The 13423-nt window shown below is 72.6% G+C and carries 8 protein-coding genes; 2 read left to right on the top strand and 6 right to left on the bottom strand.

Annotation, left to right across the window (positions count from 1 at the left end):
* The first annotated feature begins 2 nt into the window (after window positions 1–2).
* On the top strand, window positions 3–2417 hold the full coding sequence (locus tag ACLVWQ_RS22705) for a glycosyl hydrolase family 95 catalytic domain-containing protein (protein WP_414110949.1): 2415 nt from the start codon (window positions 3–5) through the stop codon (window positions 2415–2417).
* A gap of 11 nt (window positions 2418–2428) precedes the next feature.
* On the opposite strand, the gene ACLVWQ_RS22710 is transcribed toward ACLVWQ_RS22705, so the two are convergent.
* The 4 genes from ACLVWQ_RS22710 to ACLVWQ_RS22725 form a co-directional block, all read right to left on the bottom strand.
* Entirely contained in the window at window positions 2429–3661 is a 1233-nt protein-coding gene (locus ACLVWQ_RS22710; protein ID WP_414110950.1) for a type III PLP-dependent enzyme, read from the bottom strand.
* Entirely contained in the window at window positions 3658–5529 is a 1872-nt protein-coding gene (locus ACLVWQ_RS22715; RefSeq protein ID WP_414110951.1) for an IucA/IucC family protein, read from the bottom strand. Before ACLVWQ_RS22715 ends, ACLVWQ_RS22710 begins: the two co-directional genes overlap by 4 nt.
* 131 nt (window positions 5530–5660) lie before the next feature.
* On the bottom strand, window positions 5661–7487 hold the full coding sequence (locus tag ACLVWQ_RS22720; RefSeq protein ID WP_414110952.1) for an IucA/IucC family protein: 1827 nt from the start codon (window positions 7485–7487) through the stop codon (window positions 5661–5663).
* Window positions 7484–8677 (bottom strand): ATP-grasp domain-containing protein, encoded by a 1194-nt coding sequence (locus ACLVWQ_RS22725; protein WP_414110953.1) that lies wholly within the window; start codon window positions 8675–8677, stop codon window positions 7484–7486. The genes ACLVWQ_RS22720 and ACLVWQ_RS22725 overlap by 4 nt, the downstream gene beginning before the upstream one ends.
* A 293-nt stretch (window positions 8678–8970) precedes the next feature.
* On the opposite strand from ACLVWQ_RS22725, the gene ACLVWQ_RS22730 reads away from it, so the two are divergent.
* Window positions 8971–9861: a (2Fe-2S)-binding protein gene (locus ACLVWQ_RS22730; RefSeq protein ID WP_414110954.1), complete on the top strand. Its 891-nt coding sequence runs from the start codon at window positions 8971–8973 to the stop codon at window positions 9859–9861.
* Window positions 9862–10023: 162 nt separating this feature from the next.
* Here ACLVWQ_RS22730 and ACLVWQ_RS22735 read toward each other — a convergent pair whose 3' ends face one another.
* Both ACLVWQ_RS22735 and ACLVWQ_RS22740 read right to left on the bottom strand, forming a co-directional pair.
* The gene (locus ACLVWQ_RS22735) at window positions 10024–12021 is read right to left on the bottom strand and encodes an N-acetylmuramoyl-L-alanine amidase (protein WP_414110956.1); all 1998 of its coding nucleotides are present in this window, start codon (window positions 12019–12021) and stop codon (window positions 10024–10026) included.
* A gap of 247 nt (window positions 12022–12268) precedes the next feature.
* A complete protein-coding gene (locus ACLVWQ_RS22740) occupies window positions 12269–13411 on the bottom strand; it encodes an aminoglycoside phosphotransferase family protein (protein ID WP_414110958.1) in 1143 nt (380 codons plus the stop codon).
* Window positions 13412–13423: the final 12 nt, after the last annotated feature.

Below are 13423 nucleotides of genomic sequence, written 5' to 3' on the forward strand. Positions count from 1 at the left end.
ACGTGGCTCAGGAGATCTCCCGAAGAGCCACCCTGAGAACCGCAGTTGGTGGGGCCGCCGCCCTCGCCCTGGGTGCTGAAGCCCTTGACCCGGTCGAGGCGAGGGCTGCTGATACATCGGATGTATCGCCGGGCTCGGTCCAGTCACCGCCTCTCTCACAGGGGCCCTCGTCTCTCTGGTACTCCACCCCGGCAGCCGACTGGGAACGTGAGGCGCTGCCCATCGGCAACGGCGCCCTCGGCGCCACCGTGTTCGGCACGCTCGCCTCCGAGCGGCTTCAGTTCAACGAGAAGAGCCTCTGGACCGGCGGCCCCGGTACGGCCGAGGGGTACGACCACGGCAACTGGCGCGAAGCCCGTCCCGGCGCGATCACCGGCGTGCAGGACCGCATCGACGCCGAGACCCGTCTCGACCCCGAGGCGGTGGCCGGCGAACTCGGTCAGCCGAAGGCCGGATACGGCGCCCACCAGGCGTTCGGCGACCTCCGCGTGGACGTCCCTGACGCACCGGCGACGCCCCCGGACACCTACCGCCGCGCACTCGACATCGCCGACGCCGTGGCGACCGTCGTGTACACCCACCGGGAGGTGCGCCACCGGAGGGAGTTCTTCGCCTCGTACCCCGACGGTGTGATCGTGGGACGGCTGAGCGCGGACCGGCCCGGCAGCGTCACCTGCACGCTCCGCCACACCTCGCCCCGCGACGACTTCACCGCCACCGCCGCCGACGGCACCCTGACCGTGCGCGGCACGCTCGCCGACAACGGGCTGCGCTTCGAGGCACAGGTCCGGGTACGCGCCGAAGGCGGCACCGTCACCTCGAACGCCGACGGCACCGTCACCGTGACCGGCGCCGACAGCGCCTGGTTCGTGCTGGCCGCCGGCACCGACTACGCCGACACCTACCCCGACTACCGCGGCGAGGACCCGCACGCCGCCGTCACCCGCGCCGCCGACCGTGCCCTCGACCGCGCCGGCGGACGCCACGACGTGCTGATGACCCGTCATGTACGGGACCACCGTGCCCTGTTCAGCCGTGTGGCGCTGGACATTCGCGCCGCCGAGGTCCCCAACCTCCCCACGGACCGGCTGCTGGCGGAGTACACCGGCGGCACCACGGCCACGGACCGCGCCCTGGAGGCCCTCTACTTCCAGTACGGCCGCTACCTCCTCATCGCCTCCTCGCGCCCCGGCTCACTGCCCGCCAACCTCCAGGGCGTCTGGAACAACAGCACCGCTCCGCCCTGGTCCGCGGACTACCACGTCAACATCAACCTGCAGATGAACTACTGGCCCGCCGAGGCGGCGAACCTCCCCGAGACCACCGCGCCCTACGACCGCTTCGTCGAGGCGCTGCGCGCACCGGGACGCCGTACGGCGGCGGAGATGTTCGGCTCACGGGGCTGGGTCGTGCACAACGAGACCAACCCGTACGGCTTCACCGGCGTGCACGACTGGGCGACCGCCTTCTGGTTCCCCGAGGCGGCCGCGTGGCTGACCCGACAGCTCTACGAGCACTACCGGTTCGGTCAGTCCGTGGAGTACCTGCGCTCGACCGCGTACCCGGTGATGAAGGAGGCCGCCGAGTTCTGGCTCGACAACCTGCGCACCGATCCGCGCGACGGCACCCTCGTCGTCACGCCCAGCTACTCGCCGGAACACGGGGACTTCACCGCGGGTGCCGCCATGTCCCAGCAGATCGTGCACGACCTGCTGACCGACACCCTGGAGGCGGCCCGCACCCTGGGCGACAGCCCCGCGTTCCGCGGCGAACTGGAGAAGACCCTGGCCGGCCTGGACCCGGGCCTGCGGATCGGCTCCTGGGGGCAGCTCCAGGAGTGGAAGGTGGATCTGGACGACCCGCAGGACGACCACCGGCACGCCTCCCACCTCTACGCGCTGCACCCCGGCCGGCAGATCGAGCCCGGCAGCGCGTGGGCCGACGCCGCGAAGGTGTCGCTCGGCGCGCGCGGCGACGGCGGCACCGGCTGGTCCAAGGCCTGGAAGATCAACTTCTGGGCCCGGCTGCGCGACGGCGACCACGCGCACCGGATGCTCGGCGAACAGCTCAAGTCCTCGACCCTGCCGAACCTCTGGGACACGCACCCGCCCTTCCAGATCGACGGCAACTTCGGAGCGACGGCCGGAATCGTCGAGATGCTGCTGCAGAGCCAGTACGACGCGATCGAGATCCTCCCCGCCCTGCCCGCCGCCTGGCGGGACGGCTCGGTACGCGGCCTGCGCGCCCGCGGCGGCGCCACCGTCGACATCGACTGGGCCGACGGGCGAGCCACCCGCGTCGCACTGACCGCGTCCCGCACCCGGCGCCTCACCGTCCGCAGCGACCTGCTGCCGGACGGCGAGACCACGTTCAAGGCCACGGCGGGACGGAGGTACGTCTGGGGCGGGCAGCCCTAGGAGGAGCAGCCCTAGGAGAGCAGCTCCGGGTGAGCGACCGGGTGGTCCAGGAAGTGGAAGCCGGGGCGTGGGTGCATGAGGAAGTCGTGGTGGGAGATGTTCCACGCGTAGGCACCCGCGAGCGCGAACGCCACCCGGTCGCCCGCCCGCAGCTCCGGCGCGCGGACGTGCCGGGCCAGGACGTCCTTCGGTGTGCACAACTGGCCGGTCAGCGTGACGCGTTCGCCGCGCGCCGCCGGCCGGGGCCACGGATGCGGCCAGTCCGCCACCGGGAGCAGGGTGCAGGGCTGGTCGTGCCCCTTGGTCGCCGGGGTACGCAGATGGTGGGTGCCACCGCGCACCACGGCGAACTCCTCGCCGTGGCTGGGCTTCACGTCCAGCACCTCGGTCGCGTACCAGCCGCAGTACGCCGTCAGCGCGCGCCCGGGTTCCACGCGCAGCGTCAGCTCCGGGTGCCGGGCGCCGAGCCGGGCGAGCCCGGCCCCGTACGCGGCCCAGTCGAACCGCTCCTCGGGGGCCGCGTAGTCGACCGTCATGCCCCCGCCGACGTTCACCTCGGCGAGCCGCACGCCGTGCCGCTCGGCCAGTCGCACGGCCCAGCCCACCACCGACCCGGCCACCGCGAGCTGCTCCTGGGCCTGGAGTCCGCTCGCCAAGTGCGCGTGCACACCCCGGAGTTCGAGGTGCGGAAAGGTGCCGTCGGTGAGCAGACCCACGACCGTGTCCGCCTGAGCCGGGTCGAGCCCGAAGGGCGTGGGGCGCCCGCCCATCGTGAGAGCACCGGTCGCCAGCGAGCCCGGCTCCACCGGCAGGTTGAAGCGCGGCAGCACCGCCACCCGGCCGTCCGGCACGACCTGGCGCGCCAGTTCGGCCAGCATGCGCAGCTCGTGCTCGCTCTCCACGTGGAAGCGCGCCACGCCCAGCTCCAGCGCGGACACGATCTCGTCGGGGGTCTTGCCGGGCCCGCCGAAGGCCAGCGGCCGGCCCGGGACCGCCTTGGCGACATGGGCGAGTTCACCGCCCGACGCGACCTCGAAGCCGTCCACGTACGGGTCGAGCGCGGCCAGGATCTCCGGCTCCGGGTTGGCCTTCGCCGCGTAGTAGAGCTCGACGCACTCGGGCAGCGCGTCCCGGACGGCCGAGGCGTGCTCCCTCAGCGCCGCCATGTCGTAGACGTAGGCAGGCAGTTCGCCGGAGGGCAGGGCGAGCGCGTGATCCCGTACGGCGTCGGTGAGGCAGGTCATCGGGTGCTCCCGGTCGTGCGGCGCGGGATGCCCTCGCCGAGGGGTGAGGGCAGTCGGACGTAACCGGCCTCGCGGTCCGCCTTGCGCCCCCAGCGGGTGAGGAGGTTCGCCTTGGCGGGCAGGGGCACCCCCGCGAGCAGCGCGGCCAGCGGCGGCGGACAGCCGTACCGGTCGGCGTACGTCCGCAGGGTGCCGCGGACCTCCGCCCACAGCGCGGCCTCGGTGTGCGGGTGCAGATCCGCGAGGGCGGCGAGCAGTTCGGCGACGTGGTTCACGAGCAGGCAGTAGACGACCCGGTCCCAGCCGCGCTGCGCGTCGTACGTCAGCGGTCCCGCCACCTCGGGCGGCAGCGAGGCGAGGGTCTCGGTGTGGTGCTCGGGCACGAGCTTGGTGCCCTCCAGGTCCCGGAAGAGGACCTGCGCGGGCATGCCGTCGCCGTCGACGCAGATCAGCACGTTCTGCAGATGGGGTTCCAGCACCACCCCGTGGTCGAAGTAGGCGGCGAGGACGGGCGGTACGAGCAGCCTGAGGTAGGCGGCCCACCAGTCGAGCGCTCGTCGTGGCCCCGCGCCGTCGAGGAGACGGGAGACGTGGGCGTCACTGGTGGGGTACTCGTCCGCGACGGCCGCCGCGAGCAGCGGGGTGGTACCGGGCAGCAGACGCCGGGCCAGGCCCTCGCGGACGATGACGCCGAAACCTTCGAGCAGTTCGCGGTCCGGTGCTCCGTCGGGGCCCGGCAGGGCGAGGCTGCGGTACGCGGGTTCGCGCAGAACCGCGCTGCCGGGGAACCGGTCGGCCAGGCCGGCGAGCACCGGGCCCAGCACACGGGTGAGCGCGACGGCACCGGACAGCTCGTAACGGGCGTTCTTACGCAGGCAGTTGGTGATCCGGACGTTCAGGCTGAACTTGAGGAACGACTCGCCGTCGTAGAGGGTCCGGACGGAGGCGGTGGCGGCGAACGGCCTGCCGCCCGGCCCGAGGTCGAGGACGTCCCCGCGGGCGAGCGCCGCGCGCAGCGTGGGGTGTTCGCGGAGCATCGCGTACTGCCAGGGGTGCGCGGGCAGCAGCCGGTAGCCCTCGGGGACGGCGGCACCGTCCTGCCCGTCCCGCGCATCGTGCCCGCCCGGCCGGTCGAACGCGTCCAGGGCGTTCGGCTCCGCGGACTCCTCCGCGATCAGCTGGTTCCGTACGGCGAGGTGGCGCAGGGGGAAGACCGCGGCCGCCTCCGGCGCGTGGGCGAGCCAGGCGGCCAGGTCCCCGGTGCGTGCCTTGGGCGTGGGATGGAAGCGGTGCCCGAACAGCAGGGACTGCTCGGAGGCGAGATAGGCGGCGACGGGCGTGTCCGCCGACGCGGGGACCGGCCGCGCCTGCCCGGGGACCGATCCGGTTCGTCCGGCCCCCGTCCGTTCGGCGAGGAGCGTGGCCACGGTCCGATGGCTGGAGTCGATCTGCTCCAGGAACTCCTCGTTGCGCACCCCGGTACGCAGGAACAGCTCGTCCTGTGTGAGTTCCGCCAGCCGCCGCCAGCCGGTCTCCCGCCAGCCGCCGTCAGCCGTCTGTTCGCTCACCGGGCCGGTGAAGCGGTGAGCGCCGAGCATCGACGTGCGCCGCAGCGCGACCCGCAGCAGCACGCCTCGGCGGGGCAGCCGCAGCAGCAGCCGGCCGTCGGTGTGGGCCGTCTGCTGCTCGGGCGCCGACACCTCGCGCAACAGACAGTTGAGGAGGGTGTGCGCCACGGCCTCGTCCGCGGAAGGAAGGTGAACGCGCGCGGTGGGCCCCGGAGCGGGACCGAGGCCCGCGGCGGCTGCGGGAACGGCGGTGGAGACGGGGACGGCGGTGCTACCGAGGGACTCGGTCAGCGGGGGCATGGGTGGCTCCAGCAGGTGCAAAGAGAGCGAAGAACGGTCGTGCGTACGGTGATCGGGGCGACGACGACGGCGTCAGGGGCGGCGGCGCCGGTCGGGGCGGGGCGGCGGCCGGCAGCGGCGGCCCTCGGCGCTCATGCCGAAGCTCCCGTCCGCAACAGGTAGTTGGGCCCGGTGGTGTAATGCTTGTTGATGTCCGCAGCGCCCGAACGTTCCTTGGTGAGGAGCGTCCCGGCGGTGACCATCGCCTTGACCGGCAGCCGTGGCGCCTCCAGCACGTGGGCCCGCAGTACGGCACCGGGCTCACCCGCTCCCGTACCGAGCCGGTCGATCGCCTCGGTGAGCCGGTCGCGCACGAGCCGCAGCAGCACGGGCAGCGGCGCACGACCGTGCCGGGCCAGCCCGAAGGCGGGGGCGCCCGCGCACAGATGGACCGTGATGGTCGTGAACAGGTCGACGACCGGCCCGTCGCTCCGGCCGAAGGTCCGGCGGTCGGCGAAGTCCCCGGCGCCAGGCGCCGCGTCCCCCAACCGCTCCGTCAGCCGTGTGCTGTTGATGCGCGGCCCGTCGTTGTCCTTCAGCAGCAGACGCAGCCGGGTACGGCCGTCGTCCGGTCGGTCGAGGACCATGGAGATGTTCTGCTGATGCGATTCGAGCGCGATCCCGTACGCGAACAGTGTGGTCTGCCAGTCGAAGAGCAGGGTCAGGCAGGCGTCGAACAGCGCGAGCGGCTCGCCGCCGTAGAACCGGTCGGCCAGGTGATCGACGACCAGCCGCCCGCCGGGCGCTTCGGCGAGCAGCGCGGCCAGCGGCACGACGACGGAGTCCTGGAGGCCGTCGGGGTACCGCCGGAACAGCGCGGCGAGCAGTTCGTGCCCGGCGTGCGCGTACACCGTCTCGTCGGCGTGCAGGATCGTGTTCCGGAACCGGGGCTCGCGGGCGACGACCTGCTCGATCAGCCGCTGCCCCGCGGCCCCGTCGACAAGGGTGCCGGGTTTGATGGTCCGCCGGTTGAGCAGTCCCAGGCTGGCCGTGGCCAGGGGGAGTTTGACGTGCAGGGACGGCTCCGCGGTGAGGGCCACGGTGCGCATCGACAGGGTCGGTACGACGTCGAGACGGGCGCGCTCGGCGAGCACGGCCCGGTCCGTCAGACCGGTGGCGCGCAGGGCGCCCTCCAGCGGGGCGCCGACGACCAACGGGTGGACGGGCAGTGCCACATGCGTCCCGTCGAGCTCCGAGAGGCCGACCAGCGCGGGCGTGGGCCAGTGCTCGGGGAACGCCCCGGTGACCGAGCCCCGGGGCACGGCGAGCCAGCGCAGCGCGAAGGTGGGATGTAACTCCGGTGCGTACGCCAGAAGTTGGTCGGCGTCCAGCCCGGATCGGCCGCGTGCGGTCGGGTAGACGGGATGGTCGAGGTGGGCGGCGAGGGTGTCGTGCGCCAGCCCTCCGCGCAGTCCCGGCCACCCGGTCGCCGCGGGGCCATGACGGTCGGTCAGTCTCCGCATCACCTCGCCGCGGACGGCGGTGTGCAGCCGCATGGTGGTGAGCGTCTGCCGGCACTCCTCGGCGAAGGCGTCGAACCCCTGCCGGTCGACGGGATCGGCGAGGCCGCGCAGGGCGGCGAGGATCGTGTCGCACGTCGCGTAGTACACCGGTGCGGGTGCGGGTGCGGGTGCGGGTGCGGGTGCGCCGGTGGGCGTGGGGGCGGGTGGTCCTTCGGATTCCCGTACGAGCAACGGCAGCCGGGCCGCGTACTCGCACTGGAAGCCGTCCGCCACGACGGGCAGGAGGAGGAACTCACCTTCTCCGGCGGCCCGTCGCAGCCAGGGGCCGTCCGGCCGGCGCACCAGCCTGCCGGCCGAGCGCAGCCCGACCACGTCCTCGCGCAACAGCGCGCCGAGCACCCGGATCACCAGGTCACGGTGGGCGGCGTCGGTGACCGGGAAGGTGTCCGCCGTCACGGCTGGATCTCCCACCGCTGTCCGGCCAGGAACTGTGCCACCGCGCCGTCCACGGCTCGCTGGTCGGTTCCGGTGGCCCGGACCACGCCGAGGAAGTCGCGGTTGGTGCCATACACCTCGTGCCGCTCGCCGATCTCGCGCAGGGGGCGGTAGGTCAACCGCACTCCGTCCACGGACAGTTCGGTGGCGGTCGGCGCGGCGACCAGGGTGCCCGCGCGTTCGGCACACGGGTACTCCAGCCGAGCCACGCCGTCGTGCCGGGCGTCGAGCCGGGCCGGCAGCGGCTCACCCAGATGCGTACGCAGGATGTGTTCGAAGAGCGGAATCTCCAGCAGGTGGGCCAGCAGCAGATCGCACTGGTCGCCGATGGCCCGGTAGTTGACCTCGATGATCCTCGCCCGGCCCTCGTGGACCACGAACTCGGTGTGGCAGGCGCCGAATCCGACGCCGAGCGCGTCGAGTTGGCCCAGTACCTGAGCGACGACCGGCTCGGGATGGGCCGGGACGAAGGTCAGCCGCTCCTCGATGAAGTACGGAGGCGGGGACAGCACGGTGTGGAAACCGCCCAGGACATGGCGGACCCGGCCGTCACCGAGGGTCTCAAGGGTGTAGAGCTCCCCGGGCAGATACTCCTCGACGACCAGCGCGGACCCGGGGCCCCGGCGGCGCAGGATCTCCGCGCAGCGCGTCACGAGGTCCTGCGGAGTCCTGACGAGTACGACGTCCTCGCTGGCCACGCCCTCGCGCGGTTTGACGACGCAGGGGTACGGCGCGTCGAGGCAGCTCACGTCGGTGGTGGCGGTGACTTCCGCCGACCACACCGTGTCCGCGCCGGCGGCGGCGAGATGGCGCCGCATCTGTGCCTTGTCCTTGGTGCGCAGGGCGACCCGCCAGTCCTTGCCGGGCAGGCCGAAGTAGTCGGCGGCCAGGGCGGCCTGGGTCTGCAGGTGATCGCTGTTGGTGAAGACCGCGTCGGGGCGGCCGAGTGCCGAGATCCGGCCGACGACGGACCGGACGTCACGTACGTCGCACTCCAGGATCTCGGTCCCGGGACGTGGCTGATACGCGCGCCGGTGGGCCTCCGGCTGGTCGGTGAGGACCGTCATGTCGATGCCCAGCCGTGCCGCGGCGGGCAGGAACCCCTCGGTGACGGAGTCGGTGGGGTTGAGGGCGAGCAGGTACATACGCATGGCGAGGGAACAACTTCCACTCGTGGGAGGCCGGTTGAGGACAGGCGCCGGGATGTGCACGAGAGCGCACCTGTGGGTGCGGCCCGCGTGGATGCGGCCTGTTCGGTCGCCATCACATTGAGTGAGATCAGGTCAGGCATGTTCGTCTTCTCAACCGGCTTGGATCCGCTGCGACGTGCGCCTCCCTTGATCTTTTCGCCGGGGGCGCGGTCACGCACTGCTGTTGGCGATCTCTATACTAAGGTAAGGCTTACCTGCTTTTCTCGCTTTGCCCCCCATGCACAGGAGTACCGATGACCGTGGCCCCGGAGGCCGTGTCGACCGGCGCGGCCACGACCGTGTCCGGCCTGCTCTCGGGCGCGTACCGGCAACTGGCCCAGGTGTGCGAGGCGTTGACGGTGCGCGTGGCCGACCCGGTGGACACGGCCGATCCGGTGAGTCCGGCGTACTCGGTGGCGAGGTTCACCCGAACGGGTGTGAGCGGTGCGGAGCTGGCGAAGGATCAGGAAGCCCTGGAGGCGTTCCTGTCGGCCGAGGACACCCGCATCCGGGAGCGCTACGACCATGTCCCGCGCCGCGATGTCGCCGCCTCCCGAGCCCTCCACGACTACGCGTGGTCGGTGGGCCTGCTGATGAGCGGGGTCTGGTACCTCACGGGCCGGGTGCCCCGTGTCCGGCCCGAGGGCGTACGGATCGACCTGACGTCGGGCGCGTTCGAGATCAGCCCCGGGACGGACCTGGCCTGCCTGCCGCACGACCCGGCCGCCATGCTCCCCGGCGTGCTGACGGTGCCTCATGAGGGGGCCCTGCGGGCGGAGTTGCGGATCGCGGTCGCCGACCACATGGAGCCGCTGCTCTCCGCGATCGCCCCGTACGTCCGGCGCGGCCCGCGGGCGCTGTGGGGCCTGGTGGCCGACGACCTCGTCTCCGGCATCTGGTATCTCGGACGCGTGCTCGGCCGGGAGCAGGACGCCGTGCGGGCCGCCACCGCGCTGCTGCCGACCGCCGTCGCGCCCTTCCCCGGCGGGGCGGACTTCCGCCACCTCACCGGCACGGACGGCAGACGGCACCCGACCCGCACCCGCGTGGGCTGCTGCCTCTACTACACGATCCGCCCCGCCGAGGCCTGCGCCACCTGCCCGCGCACCTGCGACGCCGAGCGACTGCGCCGCATCGAGTCCTGAGCCCGCCGCACCTCGTCCCACACCGCACCGGGGCCGACGTCCGAAGCCCGACGTCCGAACGCCGAGGGCCGGACACCGAACAGCGGCGCCGGGCCTGCCCCCTGACGTGTTCTCAGGAGACGATCCCGACGCCGCCGGCTCCTCCGCGGACGCCCGTGGCCCCTACGCGGACGGCGTCACCGTCACATCGGCGGCCCGTACGAAAGCCACCCGGTGCCCGAACTGGATCTCGTAGTACATGTCCGATCCACGCACCACCCGGTGCGGCGCCGTGTCGAAGGTCGGCGCGTAGAAGTACTCACCCGGGACCTTGTCACCGGCCGTGTACTTCTGGCCCGCGAGCAGCTTGTACGGCAGCGGGGACACCGACTGGACGGGGACTCCCGCCGGATAGGCCTCCTTCTCCGGGTACGCGCGTCCGTAGACCGGGATCTCGCTCAGGCCGGCCTTCGGGGTGATGACGGCGCCGGTCGCGTTCACCGCCGTCGGCTGCTTCTTCGGGTTCTCGAACCAGGCCTTCTGGCCCAGGTACCAGATCGCGGTCCAGTCGCCCTCGCGTCCGGCGACCGCGTACCGCTGGCCGGTGGACACACGGGAGGCCACGTCGTTCACGTCGGTCGTGGAGTCGTCGCCGCCGGGCCGCAGACCGATGTCCTTGACGAGGGGCGCGTCGGAGCGCGGCTGGGTGCGGAGGCGTACGGCGCTCGAACCGTGCGCCGCACAGGGCTCGCCCTGGGTGACGCAGCCGGTGAACTCCGGCCGGTTCCCGGCGAACCGCGGCAGCACGGTCACCAGCCCGCCCTTCGTACCGGGCTCGGCCCGCAGCGGCTTGCCGAGCAGGGCGAAGTAGTGCTGCCAGTCCCAGTACGGGCCGGGGTCCGTGTGCATCGACGGGATGGTCGCGGTCGTCGTACCGGGCACGGTGTCGTGGCCGAGGATGTGCTGCCGGTCCAGCGGGATCCCGTACTTCGCGGACAGGTACTTCACCAGGCGCGCCGACGACCGGTACATCGCCTCCGTGTACCAGGTGTCGGGCGCGGTCAGGAATCCCTCGTGCTCCAGGCCGATCGACTTGGCGTTGATGTACCAGTTGCCCGCGTGCCAGGCCACGTCCTTGGCCTTCACGTGCTGGGCGATGTGCCCGTCGGTGGAGCGCAGGGTGTACTGCCACGAGACGTAGGTCGGGTCCTGCACCATGTTGAGCACGCCGTTCCAGGCGCCCTCGGTGTCGTGCACGACGATGTACTTGATGCTCTGCGACGCCGGCCGGTCGCCCAGGTCGTGATTGCCGTAGTCGCCGTCGCCGAACTCCTCGTACGGAGCCGGGATCCACTCGCAGGACACGCTCGCCGGACACTCGGTGGCACCCGCGGCAGGCGCTCGCAGCCCTGCCTGCCCCACCTGCGCCGTCGCCGGGCTAAGCCGCGGCCGTGCGGCGAGCGTGATCCGCTGCCCGGTGTCCGTCGTGCGCGTCTCGCCCCGCCGGATCACGTCGAAGACGTCGTCGGCGTACGAAGCCGCCGTCGCCGTGTCGTCGGCGCCGGAGTAACGGGCCACCGCGCCGTACCAGTCGGCCGGGTCGGCGCTGAGCGGCTCACCGAGCTGCTTCTGGGCCGCGGCCAGCAAGGCGGCGCCGCCCGCCACGTTCGCGTTGGCGTCCGTACGCAGCCGCTCCGCCGGGATGCCGCTCAGCTCGGCGGCCTTCGGCAGCGTCTTGAGGCGGGCCGGCAGCTCGGCGCTCCGCGGGACCGACGTGTCGGGGAGGAGGGGACCGCGAGACTCGTCGCCCCGGGCGTCCTCCCTGCCGTCGCTGTGGTGCGGTGCCACGGTCCGGGCCAGCGCCGTGCGGGCGTCGGTGAGATGCATCGGGCCGTAGCCGCCCGTGACACTCGGCGCGCCGTCGTGCGTGTCCCAGCGGGACTGCAGATAGGAGACGGCGAGGAGGACGCTCCGCGGTACGCCGTACGTGTCGGCCGCGCCGGCGAAAGCATTCTGCAGAGACGCGGAGGAGGACAGGGACGCCTGCCCGTCACCGCCGCTGTCATAAGGGGCCGCGCCGAGCAGGGGCAGCAGGAGCGCGGCCGAGGCGACGGCGACCGTGGTCCGGCGGGCACGTCTGTGCCGGGCGGCGGGGCTGGGCTCGGTGGGGGATCCTCGCAAGACGGGCCTCCTGGGACGTTCGAGAGTGACGGGGCGTACGAGGGCGGGCGTGCGTCAGTGGTACCGGCTCTCCCACGATCCGTCAATCATTCCCAGCAGCAGAGGATTTCCCACGTCAGCGGCGGAGCTTCACCGGTTTCGACGCGGTGGCGACCCGGCCTGCGCGGCGTCGGTGAGGTGGCCGCCGACACGCGAAGGGGCCCGCGGTGCGCCCCTGTCCTGGGCGCGCCGCGGGCCACCATCCCCGTCAGCGAGTACCGACCGCCGCGCGAACGGCCTTGCGGGCCATCTGGCAGTCGTCGTGCAGCCGCCTCAGCAGCAGCCGCTGTTCCTCGCCGGACGGCGCAGCGCCCGGGTGTGCCGGGCCCGGTGCTGCCGGGGTCGTGTCCTGCATCGAACGCTGCACGGCCGTCTCGTACGTCCGGATCTCCCTGGTCAGGACGAGCATCAGGTTCACCAGGAACGCGTCACGTGCCGTGGGTCCCGCCGACTGGGCGAGCTGGCTGATCTGCCGACGGGCGACCGGTGCTTCGCCGAGGACCGCCCACAGCGTCGCCAGGTCGTAACCCGGCAGGTACCAGCCCGCGTGCTCCCAGTCCACCAGCACCGGACCGGCCGGTGACAGGAGCATGTTCGACAGGAGGGCATCGCCGTGGCAGAACTGGCCCATGCCCTGTCGCCCGGCCGAGTGCGCGATGCCGTGCACCAGTTTCTGCAGGTCGCCCATGTCCCGGTCGGTGAGCAGCCCCAGCTCGTGGTAGCGGGAGATCCGCGCCGCGTAGTCCAGCGGGGCCTGGAACGTCCCCGCGGGCGGCCGCCACGTGTTGAGCCGGCAGATCGCGCCGAGCGCCGCCCTGATGTCCGCACGAGGCGGAGCCTCCACGGGATGGCGGTTGAGCGCCGCCACCCGTCCCGGCATCCGCTCGATGACCAAGGTGCAGTTGTCCGGGTCCGCTGCGATCAGGCGAGGCACCCGCACGGGCGGCCGGTGTCGCACGAACGAGCGGTATGCCGCTATTTCATGCCGGATCCGCTCGGTCCACACCGGGGAGTGGTCCAGTAAACACTTCGCCACGGCGGTGCTGCGTCCGGTCGTACCGATCAGGAGCACGGAGCGTCCGCTGCGGCGCAGCACCTGCACCGGAGCGAACTCCGGGCAGATCCGGTGCACCGACGCGATCGCCGTACGCAACTGGGCGCCCTGGGGGCCGGACAAGTCGAGTCTCCCGCTGAGGGGCTGCGAACCGAGCCCCGGGGCGCGCCGCGGCCGGCCGGCGCCGAGGACGGCGGGCGCCGTGGGCCGGGTCGGGTCGAGGTAGGGGCCACCGCCGACCGGACGGGCGTGCAGCGACCGGGGTGGGGCGGACACGGAGGACGATGCTGTGTACATGGGCGAGACAGA

This window comes from Streptomyces sp. CWNU-52B (genome assembly GCF_047444975.1).
GTDB lineage: Bacteria > Actinomycetota > Actinomycetes > Streptomycetales > Streptomycetaceae > Streptomyces.